This is a genomic window from Planctomicrobium limosum (genome assembly GCF_051465645.1).
In the GTDB taxonomy this organism is placed as follows: domain Bacteria; phylum Planctomycetota; class Planctomycetia; order Planctomycetales; family Planctomycetaceae; genus Planctomicrobium.
Genome location: NZ_CP195790.1, coordinates 3,416,751 through 3,436,753, shown reverse-complemented (window position 1 = coordinate 3,436,753; position 20,003 = coordinate 3,416,751). Strand labels below are relative to the sequence as shown.

Here is a 20,003-nt window from a genome sequence, read left to right as displayed (position 1 = left end):
GGTGCTGGTCGATCCGTCTCCGGATCAGGTCTTCCAGCTGCTTCTTTTCGCAGTCACCAGCGTCACGGTGAGTCAAGTTGCTTTCTGGCCTTAAGTTATACTGTGACACCGGTGGTGACGCCGACGGCCTATCGGCGTCATCCGGGATTCGCGGCGTCACAGTCTTAAGGAAGACTTTGGCACCGTCCCTGTCCCGTTTGATAACAACAGCAACCCCGCACTGTTCCAGGATCGCTTGATGCTGCTCGTTGCGGAGTTGAGCACTTAGATGACGGCCCGCTGAATCCAGGTGTCATGCACACAGTCGCTACCGGATCGGGCGGACACCTGGGTCTCTATCGAATCGAAACACAGGTCACACCGGGTAGTGGCACCCTCAAGCTGTCCGGCTTCGGATCGAACTCGCAGGCGAAGGAGGCCGTCAAGGTCGGTTTCGACTTCTTCAAAGCCAACGCTTCGCATGTGAGCGCGTCAATCAAGGCCCTCGATCACGACTACCATCTGCATGTCGTCGAACTGCACAACACCGGCCCCACAACGACGATGACGTTGGCGGCATTCATCGCCTTGTGTTCCGGCGTCTTCGGCAAACCAATCCAACAGCAGATGGTTGTGCTGGGAAGCATGAGCCTGGGGGGCAACATCGTCCCCGTCGAGAACCTTGCCGAATCGTTGCAAGTCGCCTTCGACGCCGGAGCGAAACGCATCCTGCTGCCGATGGCAAGCGTCCGTGACATCCCAACGATCCCCGGCGAACTGTTCGCCAAGTTCCAGACAGGGTTCTACTCAGCCCCAACCGATGCCGTGTTCAAGGCTTTGGGAGTGCAGTGAGTTGGTCAAGGATCGAAGAGACACAGGCGAGGACCTACCGGCAACACGCCGAAGTAACCGCAACAATCGACATTCGGGATGAACTGTGATGAGACTTCTGGCACCGTATACACAAGGGGAGTGGGCCGACCTCGCTCCGTCAGAGGATGAAGAAAGCGGCAGCGAGGACTATGAGCCGATGCTTCGCCGGTCGCTCACGGATTTCTTTCGCAGTGAGAACCTCGTTGTTCTGACCGGCCTCGGCACATCCCTTTGGACTTTCCCACGATTGGTGGGCGCTCGAAAAAGAGCGTATCATTCATTGTGAGGAGAGCATTGCATGTCGAAGAGTCGTCGCATTTTTACAGCCGAGTTCAAGCGTGAAGCGTTGCAGCTGATGCAGCGGGATGGTTTGTCACAGGCCGAGGAGGGCCGTCGTCTGAATCTTGATCCAGGCACGATCCGCAAGTGACAGCGTCAACTGGAGGCTCAGGGTGAGCAGGCGTTCCCGGGCAAGGGACAACAGACGGCCATTGAAGAAGAGAACCGACGGCTTCGAGAGGAGAATGCCCGGCTCAAGATGGAACGGGACATCTTAAAAAAAGCGACGGCCTTCTTTGCCGGGGAGTCGAAATGAGATACTCCTTCATTGACGATCATCGAGAGCACTGGCCGGTCTCCGTCCAGTGCCGTGTGCTGCAGGTTTCTCGTAGCGGATTCTATGCCTGGTGTTCTCGTGAAGAGAGCTTCACGGCTGTGCGTCGTGCGGAACTCACCGAGCGGATTCGTGACATCCACCGGATGAGCCGTCGAACATATGGCTCCCCTCGTGTGCATGCCGAGTTGGTGGCTCAAGGCCATCACTGCAATCGCAAGACGGTGGCCAGGTGCATGCGTGACGCAGGCCTTCAAGCGAAATCGCATCGCAAGTTCCGGATCACGACAACCGATTCCAATCATGATCGGCCCGTCGCTCCGAACATCGTGGACCGAGACTTTGATCCCGCAGGTAAGAACCAGACCTGGGCAGCCGATATCACCTATGTGGCGACCGATGAAGGCTGGTTGTACCTGGCGGCGGTGGAAGACTTGTTCACTCGACAGATCGTGGGTTGGTCCATGTCCGAGCGGATCGACAGCCGCCTGGTGGTGGATGCACTCAAGATGGCCATCGCTCGGCAATGTCCAGGAGAAGAGCTGATTGCTCACTCTGATCGTGGTGTTCAATACGCCAGTGAACATTATCAACGCCTTCTCGGTGAGCATGGCATCACATGCTCGATGAGCAGGAAGGGTAATTGCTGGGATACCGCCCCCATGGAATCCTTCTTTGCGACACTGAAGAATGATTCCATGGGGGCATTATCACAACAGTTGCCTTTGCGGCTCATCGAACAGGACACCTCGGCAGGGTGCAGTATTCTGGCCAACTCCGGTGCCCGAATCTCATGTGGAAGTGCCCACTTTGAAATTCTTGTGGAGTCTCAAGCACGCCAAGCCACGCCTCAAAGTTCGATCTCCGCTTGGCTCAGAGGCTGCCATCCCACAATGCTAAAAAAAGGGATTGGTGCCGGCGGCCCCGCAGAGCCGCCGGCACTCGAGAATTCCAATGCCTCACTGTTTCTCTGAAATGGACGGCCCGGGGCGATGTACTAATACCGGGTCTTCACTTTGGTCCTGTTGCATTCGCCTCGCGATTTCGACTGCGACCGCCAGTAAGAGAGCATGGAGTGGATTCTCTCGAGGGATCGGAGACGTGTGTCGAAGAGACTGATTCCTGAGGAACCGTTTATGTCGACTCATTTGATTTCCTGACATGAAAAAACGACAACGCCTCCGTGATTTTCACGGAGGCGTTGTCGTTCAGAAGGACTTGATCCTGAGCTCAAGAGAAATCAGAGTTCAGGCGGATGATACCCCTCTCTCGGTTCAATCCGGAATCGGGAGTGACGGGAGCGTTTCATCTTTCGATTCTCGGCCTCAGCTGGCGGGGCTGTGACCAGTTCATAGGGGCTCGTCAGACCTCGTTCTCGCATGAGACGGTCCAGTTGAATCGCCCGCTGAACAGTGACCTGATGCGTATTTAACGAGGCGGCGACATCCCGTTGCTTTTCTCTTGCTCCGCATCTGCGGACCGCTTCCTCTCGGATGCGGACACGCGTTGTAGGCTCAAACAGATCTAATGTGAAATCGCGGGTTAGATATTTCTTGATCACTGGCGTCCGATCTATATCCGGAATGATTCCTCCCAAGGAGAGTTTCACTTTGGCTCGGGGCAGAAATGCTCCGCCATCCACGAGACGAACAAAGTAAACATGGAATTCCGTGACGATTGGGCGTAACAGATCACTGAAGTCCAGCGAGTCCGTAGCCAGTCCAGACGCTGCCGCTTCAAACTGCTTGCGCAGTTCGACACCGGTGGCAGGAATCTTGGGGCATTGACGTGACCGGGCTTGCAACTGGCTGCGCTGTTGCGAGAGTTCGATCTCGCGTTCTTTCAATCGTGTCAGCTCCTCTGCCAGCAGACCATGAGGGCCACACTGCCGGATCGTCGCCAGGACATTGTTGGTTTCCTGTTGTAACTGGGACTCTTCCGCCTGCAGTCGCTCCCAGTCCACCGGATCGTCACCAAAGTTCGTCAAAGCCGCCTGCACCATTTCCCGGAATTGTTCTTCGAAGCCTCCCAGCTGAACCAGCTCCTCCGTGAGGACGGCCATGACCTTGTGAGTCGCCAGCACTCCATCGAAACTGCAGGAATTCCAGCAGAGATACCGACGGGAACCGTCACACATCAGATTTTTCGTGATGCCGTTTCCGCCCCAGACCATTCGTCGTCCGCAATACCAGCAAGTGGCACAGTTTCCCGGAAATCGCGACCGTTTGCCCCCAGTGCAGACCGTCATCCACGTCGCCGGGTCTGGCCTCCGTCCGCAATACCGATTTTTCCGTTCGATATCGGACAGTACAGCATCCAGTTCCTCAGCCTCAAAATGGGCGAGATGAGGCTCTGAACGGTAAGTTGGACCGTCGGCATTTTTGACGGAGATCCGGCGGCCAGTTTGATGGTGCTTCACGGAATGACGCGCCCCCCGCTGAGGTTGTCCTTTCAAGATGGGGTTGTGAAAGAGCCGACGCACCATTACCCCATCCCAAACGGTGTTCCGACAGTATGGCCCCGGCGAAACTCCGTGCTTGTTGAAAAAGTCGGCGACCGCGGTCCAGTTCTGTGTCCGCTTTAAAACTTCGAATCCGCCCTGGAGAAAGGGAGCGGCGGACTCATCTTTGTACCATTCGCTGAAATACTTAGCCCCTTCCGGTTTGATGTAACCATAGATCGGGAGAGGAATCGCGCCACCACTCCGCTTGAAGCGGTTCATCTGTTTGTGCTTGATGCGGCGAGACGTGTGAGCGCAATGACTGACGTGATCCTTACAAGCTGAAATCAGATCCTCTTCCCATGTCGACTGGGCTGTGTCGCAACCATCGTTCGGGGCAATACAGCGAATCCCCTTGTCGACAGCGATCCCCCAGAGATCGACCGCCACAGTCCCCCGAACTAGACGACCGACATCCTCCATCATCAGGATGTCATCGAGTCTGTTCTTCAGGCGCTCTTCGACTTCCTGGAGTTCCGGACGGTCCAGTCGCTCACCTTTCCCGGTGGTGGAGATGACATAAAATTCACAAGGACCATCATAGAGGTCCGCGATTTCTTGCCGAGCATGATCTATCTGATCGTCTAAACTGATCTCCTTCTGATTTTGGCAGCCGCTGATGCGAGCAACGATCAAAACACGCAGGACCTTACCATCGCGAGGAAAAACAGGAGCAATGCGGGACATAGGAAGCTCTCCATAGTGGAGACACCTCCTTCAAACGAATTGGCACAATGCGTCAATCAGCTTAATAAACGCTGAGTAACCTTGAGCATCTCTGATTTCTGGTGATTAAGCGTAACTTCCTACCGAGAAAAGGCTTCGTGTTGAAACCCGTTCTGGTGCATTAGGTTACACAATCCCCAAAGTAGTCTCCCCGTCTCTCCGCTTTTTTATTCTACATGAATTCGCAAGTGTTGTTGCTAAAACAGCTTGCGAATCTTTTAAGCCTGAAGATCGACCTCCTGGTGCACAACCCGTGCACGGGAGAGTCGTATGGCTACGCGGAAACGCAGGCCTGTTCGACAACGGATCGGGCAGGTTTCTCTGTACTCTCACCATGGCTCATGGTGGTTCTATTACCGTGAGGGAGCTCGTCCCATTCGGCGGCGGGTGGCCGACTCTGAGACGCAAGCAAAACAGATTGCGGCCCGCGTTAATGCTGAGCTGACGTCGTCTTCACCGACACTGCTGACGTTTCAGCCGATCTCGATTTCGGAGTTGCGGGACAAGTTTCTGCAGCATCATGAGCATGTTCTCCGTTCGTCTGTGGCGACAGTGCGGCGCTATCGGGCTGCGACACAGCGGAGTTTTCCGCGAATGGTGGGCGCTGGGAGGGCTATGCAGCCTCTGCGAACTGGGCTGGGGTCTGATAGTTCAAGGCGGAGCGTCTATGGATATGGTTATAAAACACTTCAATGTATTCGATGAGACTCTGGCGAGTTTCCGTTCAGGTCTGGTACTGCTCGTGATGTACCAGTTCCTTCTTCAACTTCGTAAAGAACGATTCCATTCGGTCAGTTCTACAAGTCGACGGAGTGTGGTGCTCTCCGCTCGAAAAGACCACGCATAGAAACGGCTGCGGGAAACTTGCAGGATAGAGCACTCCACCGAGACTGGTCACTGCTCACGATGGACGTTAATGAATGAGTATCTCACTTGAGTTCCTTCGCGAAGAAGGTGGCTGCTTTTTTAAGATGTCCCGTTCCATCTTGAGTCGCGCATTCTCCTCACGAAGACACCGAGTCTCCTCTTCAAGAGGAGACTGCTAGACTTTACCAGGAAATGCTTGTCCTCCTTGAGACTCCAACTGTCGCGGCCATTTACGAATCGTGCTCGGGTCAATGTTCAAGAGACGATCCCTTCGGCTTGCGAGAGACCTTTTACATGCATCATGTGCAGAGTTTCACGCTTGAATTCGGCTGTGAAGATACGGCGACTCTGTGAGATGCAATGCTCTCCTCGCTGGAAATGACAACGGCTTCCCCAGCGCCCGCCATTCTTGGGAGACTCCAGTGACTGGTTATGCCGCGTCATGTTGCCGTGCTCACTCACACTTCACCAGAGAGAAAACGGACGCCTGCCAGGGGGCCAGATCCAGAAACAGTCCTTTGCCATGTAAGTCGTCGCCATTCCAATCGTAACTGGACGGGCGAAGCTGATCCTGCAACTGCCATTTCTTGCCAGCGAGTTCAGCGAAAGGTAATCGCACATGACATTGGCTCTGATTCGGGGCATAGTTCACAGCAATCACGAGAACGTCTCCCAGCGAGCCTTGCCAGGCGAAGACCACGAAACAATCGTTCGTCCAGTTTTCATCCCAGCCCGGAGCGCATTCCAGTAGTTGCCATTGTCCCTCTCGCACCGCCGTACGGCGCAGCACTCCGAGCAATCGATCGTAGAATTGCTCCAAATTCACATCGACAGGTTCAATCGGACCTCGCACGAGGTGGGGAGAGATCCGCTTCTTGCGACCCTCGAACTGACCCTGGTGGAAGAAACGCAGGCCAGGGGACAGAAACGTGATCACCGCTGCAGCTTGGTGAACGTCTGGAGAGAACGTTGCTGCGGCCCGTGGTTCATCGTGATTTTCTAGGAAGCGGGCGAGTTTGTCCTGGTAATCCAGGCCTGCGTGAAAATGCTCGCGCACGGGCCGGGCATGGCCTTCCCGAAGGCGGTCATAGAGCCGCTTGTCGTAGGCGTAGTCGAAACCCTGTTGCTGGAGCGTCCATTCCATGTCCCAGTAGACTTCGGCCATGAAGAGGAAGCCGGGAACGCGCTCGCGCACGCGCTGGGTCGCCGTCGGCCAGAAGAGGGGCACGCTTTGACCCCACGTTCGTTCAAACACGTCCGGAAGCACCAGCATGGCCATGTCGCAGCGGACGCCGTCGCACTGTCCGGAAATTCGCAGCAGTTCGCCGATCATTGCCTCCTGCAGGGCGGGATTGGCGTAATTGAGCTGCAGCGTGTCGGGCCAGCCGGAAAAATACGGATCACGGCCATAGGCGAAGATGAGATCGCCATTCTGGTGTTGGACCCGAGTGTAATTCTGCGGGGCGCTGGCCAGGTCGTTCTCTGTGCCGGGAACGAAATACTCCGGATGACTTTCGATCCAGGGATGACCGAGCCCCATGTGATTGGGTACGAAGTCGAGCATGAGCTTCAAACCACGCGTGTGAAGCCGAGTGCGCAAGCGGGCGAGAGCCACGTCGCCGCCGAGGTTCTGATGGACTGTGTAATTTGTGATCGCGAAGCCCGAACCGGCGATGTCTTCCTCCTGCAGATCCGGGAGTGTCTCCTGGAATTCACGCCGCCATTCGGGATTGTTACGCGAGACTTGCTGCGCAGCGGCACCGGTTTGCCAGACGCTGAGCAACCAGATCCAGTCAAAACCCAATGCCGCGAGACGATCCAATTCGGCGTCTGGGATGTCGTCTAGTGTGGCGGGGCGGCCCAGATTCTTGGAAAGCTCCGTTAACCAGACTCGGGTATTGATCTGATACAGGACTGGATATCTGGTGTCCGCCATGGCATGACCTCTAAGAACGTGGGCTGTCAGAAAGGGGACTACGGCTGCTTGGCCTGCATCGAATTGTACAAGTTGATCGTTGCCTGTTGGCTGATCTTTAATAGACCTTCATGGGCACGATCGAGGTCAATAATGAGGTAGAGTACGCAGGAGAATGCCAAAGCAAAAATCGGCATCTCCAGTGAACGACATGTCGCAGAGAGACCCGCCTGGTAACCGAGAGAAATCATGCCCAGCACGACGAGACTGAAGAGTGCCAGCCAAATTGTGATGGGGATCCGGCTATAAATTCCGAAATACACACGTGTGGAATGCAGATCGATGGATTCGTTCAGCGACTCCAGAAACAAGCCTGTCATAATCGCCTCTGGGTTCTTTTCAGCAGCCGCGACGGCGTGTGACCACATCAGTTTGTGGAGTTTCTCGGATTCGGCGAGCAAGGCGCCGATGTTCTCGGAAGTCATTCTTTGCGTGCGAATCTCTGTATAACGACGAAGGAGTTTCGCGACCTCGGAACCTTGAGGCTCAGGTAGAAGGCGAGTCCGCAGATAGGTGGTGCCAATCGCGTTGGCTTCTTCAAGAACGGCCTGGCGGCGCGCTTCAAACCGAGACGCCGCCAGACTGAACGTGAATGCCAGCATAAACGCGAGCAAACCGAGAACGGCTGCCGCCATGGCCGCCACCGGGGCCTCCTTTTCTTGCGCGACGTGCGAGTGCCGCCACTTCCCTAGTCGATATCCGGCCTCCATCATCACCAGGCAGAACACGAGGATCAGAGGCAGAACACACCAGATCGGGATGACGTCCAGGGCCGCAGTTTGCATAGCGAGAGCATTTCGTAAGAGGCGATGTGCGAACAGCAGCGGAAAAGATCATCTTGCTGCCTTATGTTCCCCGTTGAAACCCGGCCATCTTACCTCCTTCCAGTCCGCTCTTGGCATCGATGAGGCCATAGATCTGGATGAACTTAGCCACGAGTCCCGTCCATCCGGTCTGGTGGCTGGCACCCAACCCGGCACCGTTGTCAGCGTGGAAGTATTCGAAGAACAGCAGGTAATCCTGCCACTGGGGATCTGTCTGGAACTTCTCCGTGCCGCCGAAGACCGGACGCCGGCCGTGTTCATCGCGTAAGAAAGTACTAATGAGCCGGTTGGAGATTTCTTGGCTGACCTCGAACAGGTTCATCATCTTCCCCGAACCGGTGGGACACTCAATCTTGAAGTTGTCGCCGTAGTACAAGTAGTACTGCAGCAGCGCTCGGATGATGATTGCGTTCACAGGCATCCATACCGGCCCGCGCCAGTTGGAATTCCCCCCGAACATCCCAGTGTTCGACTCGGCTGGCAGATAGTCCACACGGTACTCCTGGCCATTCACGTGGAAGACGTAGGGATGCTGTTCGTGGAACTTTGAGATCGAGCGGATGCCGTGTGGGCTCAGAAACTCGTTTTCATCGAGCATTTTTGTGAGAATGCGACGGAGCCGTTCCGGATTGAGCAGCGCGAGAAGCCCTCGGTCATTCACGCCCATATGCCCCGGACCGGTGGGGTGTGTCGCATGCGACAGTTCAGGAATCCGCCTTATCCGTTCCGAGAGTCCCGTCATCACCCGCGGAATCCGCTCCCGTTGCCACGGTTCGATGACCGTCGTGGCACACAGGGGCAGGAGCCCTACCAGAGAGCGGACCTTGAGTCGTGTGGCGCTCCCGTCGGGAAGCCGCAGAAGATCGTAGTAAAAGCCGTCTTCCTCGTCCCACATCCCGTCTTTTCCGGGATGGTTCATTGCCGCAGCGATGTAGTAGAACTGTTCAACGAACTTCAGTACCATGTCTTCATAAATCGGGTCATACACAGCGAGTTCGGCGGCCATCTCGACCATGTTTTGGCAGAACAGCGCCATCCAGGCCGTGCCATCCGCTTGCTCCAGGTAACCGCCCGTCGGCAGCGCTGCACTGCGGTCGAAGACGCCGATGTTGTCGAGGCCGAGAAATCCTCCCTCGAAGACGTTCTTGCCGAAGCGGTCTTTGCGATTGGCCCACCAGGTGAAGTTCAGCAGCAGCTTGTTAAACGCTCCTCTCAGGAAATCGATGTCTGTCTCGCCACTGAGTGCCTGCGCGGAACGATGCAGGAAGAGCGTCGCCCAGGCATGTACCGGCGGGTTCACATCGCTGAAGTTCCACTCGTAAGCCGGGAGCTGACCGCTGGGATGCAGGTACACCCCTTTCAACATCAGCCGCATCTGCTCTTTGGCAAAGTCGGGATCGACGATTGCCAGCGGCAGTGTGTGAAAGGCCAAATCCCACGCCGCGTACCAGGGATACTCCCATTTGTCGGGCATTGAGATGATGTCTTTGTTGAGCATGTGAAACCACTCTGAGTTCCGGGAACTGCGGAAACCGGAATGCAGTGGGTTGGAATTGTGCTCATCCAGCCAGTTGTCGCCGTCGAAGAAGAAGAACTGCTTGCTCCAGAGCATGCCGGACAGCGCCTGGCGCATCACGTTGGCCGCGTCGGCACCCGCCGAGGGGGGCGTGACCGACTTGTAAAACTCATCCGCTTCTCGCAATCGATCAGCAAAGACCTGGTCAAACGGTTTGCCAAACGGTTTACTGTTCTGGGCTGGATTGCCTTTCGAGAGCCGCAGGCGAATCACTTGGGTCTGACCAGCGTCGATGTGAACTCGGTAGTGCGCCGCGACTTTCGTGCCTTCTTTCGCGGGGTTCACGGAGTTCTGTCTGCCTTGGACGACACAGTCATTAACGCCGTCTTTAACGTGGGGGCTCTCATTCTTCAGGCCGGGGAACAGCCGCTCGTGATTGGTTTCATTCTCTGTGAAGAGCAGTGGCGTCTCACCCTCGCAAAAGAGCGTAAATTCACCGAGCACGGAATGCGTGCACACAGCCGCGCTGATACCTGGTGAAGCCTGAACCTGCTTCACCAAGGGTTTGCTGGTAGCTCGGTTTGATTTCGCGATCCACGCTGACCAGTCGTTGCGGAACCACAGTGTCGGCAAGAGATGCAGTTCTGCGGCATCCGGTCCCCGGTTGACTGCCGTGATCCGTACCAGGATGTCTTCGGGGCCGGCTTTGGCGTATTCGACAAAAACGTCGAAGTAGCGGTCATCGTTGAAGACACCGGTGTCGAGGAGTTCGTACTCCATGTCGTTGCGGGTTCGTTTACGATTAGTCTCTACAAGGTCCGCGTATGGGAATGCTGCCTGCGGGTACTTATACAGGTACTTCATGTACGAGTGAGTCGGCGTGCTGTCGAGATAGAAGTAGTACTCCTTCACATCTTCGCCGTGGTTGCCTTCGCTGTTGGTCAGGCCAAACAGCCGCTCCTTCAGGATGGCGTCCTTACCGTTCCACAAGGCCAAGGCAAAGCAGAGCTGCTGCTGGTCGTCGGAGATGCCGGCCAGACCGTCTTCACCCCAGCGATACGCCCTGGAACGAGCATGATCGTGGGGGAAGAAATTCCAGGCGTCGCCATTCTCGCTGTAGTCCTCACGTACCGTTCCCCACTGGCGCTCGGACAGGTACGGCCCCCACTTCTTCCAATCGGCTTCTTCATTGCGGGCTGCCACGAGTCGTGCGTTTTCAGAATTCATCAGGGTTCTTCCTGTTGACGATAATCTGACGCGATTGGTGAGACACGTTGTCTACTCTAAACCTCCTGTACAGAAGACGCTAGCGGCTTTTTTGATGCGAACTAGTCAGGACCGTTTGGCACGTGTGTAATGGCACTGGTGATGTCATCCAGCAAAGTCTGGTCATCTACCGGCCTAACGACCGTTGCGAGCGCTCTCCGGTCGCAAATCACAGGGTTGCGACCGGAGAGATTGGAGGTGAAAGTCGAAGTTTCGGCTACAATCGGTGGAATAGGAGTAATCTACTCCGCCGCCTTTCGGGCAACCTCGGCTTTTCGCAAACCCTCGGCCTCTGTTGCGGCGACTTTCGCCGGGCCAACATCGATGACCATCTTCTTGATCTTGCCTGTGAACTTGTTGTCGCGTTCTTTGTATTCCTCGGTCACATTTGTTGCCTCGTCCAAGCCCACGTCCGCTGTCTCGTCGGGGGAGAAGATAACGCTGGCGGTGTGGTCAATCCGCCCTTCGGCGACCTTCTCGCCGTTCACAAACAGCGTTCCCTTGCCGCCTTTGCCGAGTCCGCCGCCGTCGTAGACGAACTCAAACTTGACTGTGACCTCCCCGGCGGGCAGCGGCTTGTCAGCGGCGATCTTGTACTGCTCCAGGCCGACCCAGTTGTAGCAGTAGTTCAACTTCCCGCCTTTGGTGTACAAGCTCCAGCCGCCGAACCGGCCGCCCTGGCAGAGGATCACGCCCTCGGTCCCGCCTTTTGGAATCTCTAACTCGGCGGTAATTGTATGCGACGTGTTCTTCACGTTGATGAACACGTTGTCCATCATCCCAGTCATCCCCTCGTGGAGGGTCATCGAGGTGCGCCCCTCCATCAGGTCGGGGCGGCCGACCGTCGAGGCGATGAGCCGTTCGAACAGGCGGTCGTCGAGAGGCAGTACCTTGTACTTCTCTGCCTCCTTGAGGAAGAGGGACTGGAGTTCCTTCAGTTTCTCTGGGTGTTTCGCCGCGAGGTCAGTGGATTGGCTGAAGTCATCGGCCACGTTGAAAAGTTCCCACCGATCCTGATCGAAGGAATCGACCCGCGGCTTCGGCTCCCAAGGGGCCTTGTGTACCGTTCCGGCCACCCACCCGTCGTGGTAGATCGCTCGGTTGCAGTAGATCTCGAAGTATTGCGTGGTGTGACGGTCCTTCGCAGTGCCGTCGTTGAAGGTGTACAGCATGCTGACTCCCTCGATTGGGCGCTGCTTGAACCCGTTGACTTCCTTCGGTTCCGGCAGGCTGCAGGACTCCAGAACCGTCGGGGCAATGTCGATCACGTGGTGGAACTGGCTACGGACTTCGTTCTTCGCCTTGATGCCTTTCGGCCAGTGGACGATCATCCCATTGCGCGTTCCTCCGAAGCTCGAAGCCACTTGCTTTGTCCAGGTGAATGGTGTGTCGCCAGCCACCGCCCAACCGGCGGCGTAGTGGTTGTATGCGTTGCGTCCTCCCAATTCGTCGATGTTTTTCAGGATGTCTTCCAGCTTCTCCGGCACCTGATTGAAATAGTTCATCTCGTTGAACAGGCCGACCATGCCGCCCTCGGCGCTGGCACCGTTGTCGCCCAAAATGTAGACGAACAGCGTGTTATCCAGTTCGCCCATCTCTTCGATCGCCTCGACGAGGCGACCCACTTCGTGGTCGGTGTGTTCGCCGAACCCAGCGAACACTTCCATCTGGCGTGCAAAGAGCTTCTTTGCGTCAGCGGAGAGTTTGTCCCAGTCCTTGATCGCCTCTGGCTTGGGAGCGAGCTTCGTGTCCGCAGGCACCACCCCGAGTCTCTTTTGGTTCGCCAGGGTCATCTCACGCTGTTTGTCCCAGCCGTGATCGAACTTCCCTTTGTATTTGTCGATGTACTCTTTTGGCGCCTGGTGCGGAGCGTGCGTGGCTCCCGGGGCGTAGTAGACGAAGAAAGGTTTGTCGGGCGTGAGGGATTTCTGAAATTGTGTCCAGGCGATGGCCTGGTTCGTCATGTCGGTCGTGAAGTGATAGTTCGGGTCGCGAGGCAGTTCGACTCTGGCCACACCGTCGTAAACGCCGGGATAGTACTGGTTGGTTTCACCGCCCATGAAGCCGTAGAACTTGTCGAACCCGCTACGCGTCGGCCAGCGGTCGAACGGGCCGGACGGGCTGATCTCCCATGGCGGGGTTTCGTGGTTCTTGCCGAACTGGGCCGTGCTGTAGCCGTTCAGCCTGAGCATCTCGGCGAGCGGGGCAATGTTCTGCGGTCGCACTGCCGTCTGGCCCGGGAATGCTGTCGCCGTCTCCGTGATCGAACCCATGTTGCACGAATGATGGTTCCGGCCCGTGAGCAGGGCCATTCGGGTCGGCGCGCAAAGGGCGGTGGTATGGAACCGGTTGTACTTCAGCCCATTCCTGGCGAGCTTTTCCGCCGTCGGCATGTGAACCGGTCCGCCGAACGCGCTAGGCTGGCCGAAGCCCATGTCATCAATCAGCACGATGACGACATTCGGCGCGTCTTTGGGAGGCTTCACAGAGAAGAACGGCGGGGCCTTGGCCTTGCGGGCGTCGATTTCGGTGATCGGAGGGGACTTCGGCTCGGCGATCGGCAAGATCGTGCGGTCGAGTTTGTCTGGAGCGGACTGCGGCTGGGCTTGAGCGACCATTGTCGCGACACCAGCAGCCAAGGTGAAGATCGGGAGCATGAGGTTGAGACGCCGCTTCATGATGCTGTTTTCCTTCGACGTGTGGAGATGTGAGTCGTGGATTACTTTTACTCGCTCTCAATGCGTACCAGGGTCCATTGCTGGGTCTTATCACTGCCATAATAAATGGGCATGGCTTACTCAGGTTCACGATGCCTGCCTCGTAGACGACGTTCTGATTGTCTCCCACCTTCCAGGCGGCCCGCTGGGTCTTCTTGTCCACGGAACCAGCGAGCTTCTGGGGCGTGTCCGTCGTCGCGGTGTAATACTCGCCCTGGATGATCCCCTGTTGATTCACTTTCAACTGCACAACTTGGTCAGCAACCGTTTCCTCTTCTTGAACCATGCCGAACACAGCGAGCGTCATAAACTCATCGTCATTCGTTGTACCGGCTTGCTGACCGGCTGTCACGTCGTCGTATCGCTATTCACTCGAACCAAGACGTTCGTCGCGGAAATTCGCCGCCGTCAGCGAGAATTCCGTGCAACTCAAAAATCCAAGTGTTCCCTTCGCGCGTGCAGGTTCGCTGAAGGGGTTGATTTCGATCATCTGCATGGCGGTCAACGTCTGATCCTTTTCACGCACCGTCGTGGTGGCGCGGATGTAGGCCTTGGAACCAGACCACTCGTAATTCGTGTGAACTTCGGCATCGGCCCGCTTCGCCTCTCAACTGCCGATTAACCACTCCAAGTTCATGAGTTCGGCGTTCTTGGAGGGCCACTCATGAACGCCGGCGATCAGCGATTTCCCATCCTCATGGATCAGATCCAGACTGTATCGCATGTTTTTCGGAGCTTCGCTCCCGACTGATACTTTGAGGTGGCCCTCCTCTGTCACGGAGAACTTCGATTTGAACCGCAAGGACTCGACCTCGCGAACAATTGTCTTCTTAGGGTTCTCTGCGAAGTGTCTTGTCAAAGCCTCGATGATGGCATCGCGTCCCCGCAGCGGAGGTGCCTCATCGGAAATCAATTCGGCACCGTCAGACTGGTGGGCGGCGACTTGATCGACATCGCCGCGAGAGAATACCTCGACAAAGCTTTGCGTTGTCTTGTTGATGGCGGCACGGACGACGAATTGATCAGCGATTGTCTGTGTCGACGGGGTCTTTAAGTTCGGATTCTGCGCTCTGTCCTGAGCGTGGACCACCGTGTTTGAACCGTTTAACGTGTGCAGGCCAATGGCTACGGCCAGCGCCAATCCGGAAAGAATCAACGGGTTCTTGCGTTTCAACATCGATGATTTTCCTTTTACGTGGTTCTGATCGTTCAAATCTTCGATGCGATTGCGGGATGCCCGGGATGTGAATCGGTTACGTGAGCCACCTTACTCATCTTCTTCAATCAATACTTCGATCTTACCCGCTTCCATCGGGGCTACCAGTACTGAATGATCTCTCGCATTCTGGTCTGTGTACGCCAAGGTGAATTCTTCGATTACCTGGTCAATGTCAACCGGTATTGACCCAATGCTTCCTTGACGATCATCTGATGTTCCGGCTCACGCTCTTTGGTGACATGAAACAGTGCCGGTGGTTGGTCGATCAGACGACAGCGTCCTGCGACCTCTTCGCTGATCTGAGGGGACAGATAATCGCTGATGCGATGCCTGGCCTTGGCGATGATCTCCTTGCGAAGCTTCTGATCTTCGCATCAGGAGCCATGTCGACGATCGTTTTGGCATCCAGGCGGTCAGGCCAGACGTCGAAAGGGCTCATCTTCGAGAAATCCCGCAGGCGTTCTCGATAAGCAAGAACGCACTCGCTGGCGGCTTGAACGGAACCTATCGCTCAGAGATGACAGCCGAAACACTCCAGGAAAAAGACTATGGCGGATGCAGGCTGGCGGAGTCTTACTCGAGTGGGCTCAAAAGGACCACGGGAGCGGCTCGCTTGGCCAGGAAAGCGGAGCCTGTTCATCAAGCGGCATTCCGGGGGCTGGATTATGCACAGAGGCGTTAGGTTAAATACTATGAGCCAACGGCCTTTCAATAGAGCAACTTTTCCATTTCAAGTTGTTGAGCATACTTGATTTTGTTGATCGGCAAATAGGTTAGAGATTTTAGCGAGTCGATATTATTCGTTGTCGTCTCATTGCAATGCAGGCACAGAGACAGAGCAGCGATTGCATTGTGAAAATGCTGAAGAGAAGCAGGTAAACAACGTCGCGAGTTCGTACGTTGACATAGAGGCTTGGATAAGGGGGAGAGATCCATCTCATCAGTACGGAAAAGACGAAAAGGCTAAGTGTTCCCCCGAGCAGGGTCGAAGTGATAGCCGCCCAATATTTTCTCTGGCCAATCAGGTAACCTAAAACGCACGAGAAGAGGTGAAGCATGGCGAGTGGAACAATGTATGGGGCAAGCTCGCCCATTGATGTTCCTCGCGTCATCGGAAAGTTTAGCAGAAGGCTGATGGGCCAGGTGAGAATCCAGAACAGCAACGCAGCATGACTAAGAATCACATATCCTGCGGCCTCGCTCACTCGGGGGGCTGCAAGCAGGGAGCGGATTGTCTGAACGACAGTCCCCAATGGTCGTCCCTGAATTGATTCCCCTTTCACGAATCTTTGCAGGTCATCACGAAGATCGGCTGCTGACGAATACCGATCCGTCGGGAAGATCGAGAGCGCCTTTTCACAGATCACAGCGAGATCGCGAGGGACCTGTGGATTCTGCTTTCGGACTGGTGTCATCTTTCCGGTTCGAATCGATTCCAGAACTTCGATGACAGTCTTGCCATCGAATGGAGTCTGTCCGGTCAAGAGTTCATAGAGAATCCCTCCCAGCCCATAGACATCAGTGACCGTTCCAGAGGCGGCACTGACGGGGGCGATCTGCTCAGGCGCCAGATACAACGGGGTTCCAAGAATCATGCTGCTACGCGTGGCGGCAGCTGCGGACTCGATCACACTGGCGAGGCCAAAGTCTGAGAGTTTGGGGATAAACGGAAATGATTCGTTCTCAGCGGTGCTGTTTGGAAATAACAGGACATTGGCTGGTTTCAGATCTTGATGCAGTATGCCCTGGCCGTGACTGTAGGCCACTGCGTCGGCCAATTGAGTGACGAGTTTCGCTGCATTGACAGGAGCCATTTGTCGATGCTCTGTCAGCCAAGATGAGAGTGTCGGGCCTGTACAGTACTCACAGGCAATGAATGAGATGGGGCCATCTTCACCTGCCTCGTATACCGGGACAATATGCTGGTGATCCAGATGTTTCGTCAGTCTTAATCCCTGAGTGCATCGGCGGCGTTCAGCTTCACTGACGAGGCTTGGTGGTAGCGGGATTTTCACTGCGACTTCTCGTTCGCGATGGAGGTCGCTTGCCTGATAGACAATGGCGAATCCACCTGCCCCTAGTATCCTGCGGACCTGATATTGTCCGATTCGATCGGGGCATCCTGCAGGATGAGAAAGAAATGCGTCTTTTAGCGATGCAGAGTGCATTCGCTGGAGGTTTGACATGAATCGATGAACTTCGGTCAGCGCATTTCCGCTCTCTGAAAGAGTCATTTGCTGACCGGAACGGACAGCTTTGTCGATCTCCACCATCCGTTCAATCCAGGCGGCAGAAGGGGTGTCAGAGTCACTCGTGTTGGTCATGTACCCTCAGAATTTGCATCAGTTTGGCGACTCCCCTCCCCCAAATTCTTCGCGTCGCGTCCTCTGTTCGACCTGTCTGCTCACCGATTTCCTTGAAGGCCATTCCTTTGCTGCGGAGTTCGACGACTTGTCGCTGGTCAGGGGTCAATTGCGACATGGCAATTGCGATCCGCTCAAATTCTTCTTGCTGACCCAGATTTTGACTCGGAGAGTCTTCCTGACTGACAAGAATCTCCACCGATTCCGTTGATCGTCTCGCGTCTCGCTTCGCTGTGGTGTGATGTCGAATCGCGTCGATCGCGATGTTCTGTAGAATCTGTCTCAGCCAAACAACAAACTCGTTGCTCGTCGTTCCTCGAAAACGGTCCTTCTGAGTGAAGCCACGAATCAGTGTTTCCTGAACCAGATCCGATCGATCAATTCGTCCTTGCAACCCAACGGGAATGAACTGGCTGGCAGCGTTCACCAGAAGTGGTCGATAGATCTCCATCAATCGATCGATGACGAGTGAGTCTTCGCTGTTCAGCGAGTTTGAAAGCAATTGATCCTGCTCCGGTTCGGGAACTGGATTATCGTTGTCCGCTGTCTCATTCATGACGTGGCCCGTCTTCAAAACAGAACGAATAATCTTGTCAAATTTGATGAGATCAGTCAGTCGGTGTCCACATAAATTTGTAAGTTGTTATCTATTCTGTGTTTGTTTGACGACAATCCAAGGGAGTTGGAATTCCGCTATATGCGTAGCTTCGGCGAATTCCCGGCCCTATTAGGGTGGTCTGGGGGAGAATACTGGTGGGTGTGTCAGTGAAAGTGCCGTGCTCGTGACGTCTTATGTGACTGCCGGTGCAGTCGCGGAGTTCACGCACACCTCTGTGGATCCAGCTTGATGTCTTAATTATGGTCGTGCGCGAATCGACGACATCTTCTACGCCTTGTGGAGATTGCCTGCTTGAGGATGAAATTCAGGTGTCATTCACAGCATTCTGTGTGAAATCAAATCAGCGTGTGCTTCGGTTTTCATCGACAGAATGTATCTGATCCGAAGCGAAGTAATTGGCAACTTTGGATTCCAGAGATCCGGTTTACAGAAGGCACCGATTTGGCGATAATCTGCGCTGTACTGGCAATTTCTTACTGAAACGAAAGTTCACCGCCGACTGTTGCGGAATTGTTTCAATGGTTAAGTATCGCCCCATCATTGTTGGAAGTGGCAACCGTCATAAAATGACGTTTCCGCTGTTTGATTCGCAGGAAGAGGCCCGAAAGGCCGTGACGAAATTCCTGCAGAAGCTCTCAAGTATGGAGCAGCAGTACACCGGTGTCCGATTTGAGGTCGTTGAAGAGGCCTCAGAGTCGGAAGAAGATTTCACGGCCAAGTAAGTCTGGCCTCTTTGGTTTTGACCCACTTCGCGTTCAGTTGTCAGGTTCCGGGATTGTTGAGTGACGAGATTGTTGAATCTTCTCCAGTCACTTCAATCTTGTTCTGGAGCGCATTCTTATCGCGCCTGCCTAGCTGTCCATGGCTTGAAGTGTTTTGTCAATCTCCATCGTCTGGAAGAACTGCCAGTCGGCCGGTGAGATGTATCCCTCGTGCAGTGCTGTGGCGACCATTGCCCCATCGACTCGTGCGAGTTGCAGCAGGCGAAGGTCTGTCAGTTCCCGAACGCCTCCTCCTGTCCAGACGATGACGTCGGCGCGTCGTTCCTTAATCGAATGACAGAGTTGGCCAGTCGGGACTCCCCGATTTGTTCCAATTCGAGAGAACTCCAGAATGATGAGATGGCGGATTCCGTAATCCAGGCAGGTCGACACGACCTGCAGTGGATACATTCCAGCACCTGCTTTGCCGATTGGAGTTCCTTCCCGCAAATCCAGGCTGAAGATCAACTGGTCCGCACCGACGATGGAAACCATGTTCTGAAGCAGATCAAGGTCAGGAAGTGTTTCGAGTCCGATGACGACTTTGGAGACCCCCATGTTGAGCAATTTTTCGACATCGGCAGCACTTGTTGAACCGGCATCGACGACCATGGGAACGCCGCAGCGAACCAAATCTTCAATGATTGGTCCCTGTGTTACCCCGTAGCGGATTGCGTCCAAATCTGCGACGTAGATCCATTTGGGGGAGAATGCCTGCTTGAACGCGAGGCAGGTTTCCACCGGATCGGAAGACTGGCACAGTTTGCTGGGACGTGCTTCGTACTCGTCGCGTCGTCCTGCTAATGCTCGAACGACCTTGCTATTCATAAGATCGATGACGGGGATCAGGTCCATTGGTATTCTCCCGGTTCGACAAGCTGGAATCTGGAGCAGCGCAGAGCCCACATCGTCAGGTTCAATGTGCAAGCAGTATGTTCTGAGTGATCAAATGTCAGAACCAATGGAGAGCTTGCTGGGACATTGAGTTGAAACATTGCCTGCATGTCTCAACCTGAAAAAGCGGGATTGAATTTGAGTTGCGATGGTTCGAAAAAACTGGAATCGCGTACTGAAAATCCCGACTCACCTCGATGCACTTTTCACATTGAGCGAGAAGTGGTCAGAGAATTTGTCGTACGATATGCGTGGCTCTGAGGCACCAGTTCAAGCTCGGATCTGGAGAGA

12 protein-coding genes and 2 pseudogenes are annotated in these 20,003 nt (G+C 55.1%); 5 read left to right on the top strand and 9 right to left on the bottom strand.

Annotated features, from left to right (window positions below; genetic code table 11):
* Positions 1-270 precede the first annotated feature (270 nt).
* From SH527x_RS12885 to SH527x_RS12875, 3 genes and pseudogenes are all read left to right on the top strand, one after another.
* Positions 271-831 (top strand): annotated as a pseudogene (locus tag SH527x_RS12885) (S16 family serine protease); the annotation flags it as partial.
* An 88-nt stretch (positions 832-919) separates the two neighbouring features.
* Positions 920-1,138, top strand: coding sequence for a hypothetical protein (locus SH527x_RS12880; protein ID WP_437191086.1), 219 nt, complete (start codon positions 920-922; stop codon positions 1,136-1,138).
* Positions 1,139-1,150: 12 nt separating this feature from the next.
* A pseudogene (locus SH527x_RS12875) lies at positions 1,151-2,160 on the top strand (IS3 family transposase); the annotation flags it as partial.
* Between the two features lie 545 nt (positions 2,161-2,705).
* Here SH527x_RS12875 and SH527x_RS12870 read toward each other — a convergent pair.
* From SH527x_RS12870 to SH527x_RS12850, 5 genes are all read right to left on the bottom strand, one after another.
* Entirely contained in the window at positions 2,706-4,652 is a 1,947-nt protein-coding gene (locus SH527x_RS12870) for a recombinase family protein (protein WP_437191085.1), read from the bottom strand.
* 1,360 nt (positions 4,653-6,012) lie between these two features.
* Complete coding sequence (locus SH527x_RS12865) at positions 6,013-7,494, bottom strand: alpha-amylase family glycosyl hydrolase (RefSeq protein ID WP_437191084.1); 1,482 nt, start codon at positions 7,492-7,494, stop codon at positions 6,013-6,015.
* Positions 7,495-7,532: 38 nt separating this feature from the next.
* Complete coding sequence (locus SH527x_RS12860) at positions 7,533-8,318, bottom strand: hypothetical protein (protein ID WP_437191083.1); 786 nt, start codon at positions 8,316-8,318, stop codon at positions 7,533-7,535.
* 61 nt (positions 8,319-8,379) lie between these two features.
* Complete coding sequence (locus SH527x_RS12855) at positions 8,380-11,100, bottom strand: MGH1-like glycoside hydrolase domain-containing protein (protein WP_437191082.1); 2,721 nt, start codon at positions 11,098-11,100, stop codon at positions 8,380-8,382.
* 281 nt (positions 11,101-11,381) lie between these two features.
* Positions 11,382-13,817, bottom strand: a complete 2,436-nt coding sequence (locus tag SH527x_RS12850; RefSeq protein WP_437191081.1) for an arylsulfatase — start codon at positions 13,815-13,817, stop codon at positions 11,382-11,384.
* Here SH527x_RS12850 and SH527x_RS12845 point away from each other — a divergent pair.
* Positions 13,795-14,478 (top strand): hypothetical protein, encoded by a 684-nt coding sequence (locus tag SH527x_RS12845; RefSeq protein WP_437191080.1) that lies wholly within the window; start codon positions 13,795-13,797, stop codon positions 14,476-14,478. The two genes, SH527x_RS12850 and SH527x_RS12845, sit on opposite strands and share 23 nt — an antisense overlap.
* Here the strand turns inward: SH527x_RS12845 and SH527x_RS12840 are convergent.
* The 3 genes from SH527x_RS12840 to SH527x_RS12830 form a co-directional block, all read right to left on the bottom strand.
* On the bottom strand, positions 14,464-15,033 hold the full coding sequence (locus SH527x_RS12840) for a YybH family protein (RefSeq protein WP_437191079.1): 570 nt from the start codon (positions 15,031-15,033) through the stop codon (positions 14,464-14,466). The genes SH527x_RS12845 and SH527x_RS12840 overlap by 15 nt on opposite strands.
* An 824-nt stretch (positions 15,034-15,857) precedes the next feature.
* Complete coding sequence (locus SH527x_RS12835) at positions 15,858-17,399, bottom strand: serine/threonine protein kinase (RefSeq protein WP_437191078.1); 1,542 nt, start codon at positions 17,397-17,399, stop codon at positions 15,858-15,860.
* Positions 17,383-17,994 carry a sigma-70 family RNA polymerase sigma factor gene (locus tag SH527x_RS12830; protein WP_437191077.1) on the bottom strand — a complete coding sequence of 204 codons (612 nt, stop codon included), beginning with the start codon at positions 17,992-17,994 and terminating at the stop codon, positions 17,383-17,385. The genes SH527x_RS12835 and SH527x_RS12830 overlap by 17 nt, the downstream gene beginning before the upstream one ends.
* A gap of 581 nt (positions 17,995-18,575) precedes the next feature.
* On the opposite strand from SH527x_RS12830, the gene SH527x_RS12825 reads away from it, so the two are divergent.
* The gene (locus SH527x_RS12825) at positions 18,576-18,779 is read left to right on the top strand and encodes a hypothetical protein (protein WP_437191076.1); all 204 of its coding nucleotides are present in this window, start codon (positions 18,576-18,578) and stop codon (positions 18,777-18,779) included.
* A gap of 129 nt (positions 18,780-18,908) precedes the next feature.
* On the opposite strand, the gene SH527x_RS12820 is transcribed toward SH527x_RS12825, so the two are convergent.
* Positions 18,909-19,673 (bottom strand): HisA/HisF-related TIM barrel protein, encoded by a 765-nt coding sequence (locus SH527x_RS12820; protein ID WP_437191075.1) that lies wholly within the window; start codon positions 19,671-19,673, stop codon positions 18,909-18,911.
* Positions 19,674-20,003: the final 330 nt, after the last annotated feature.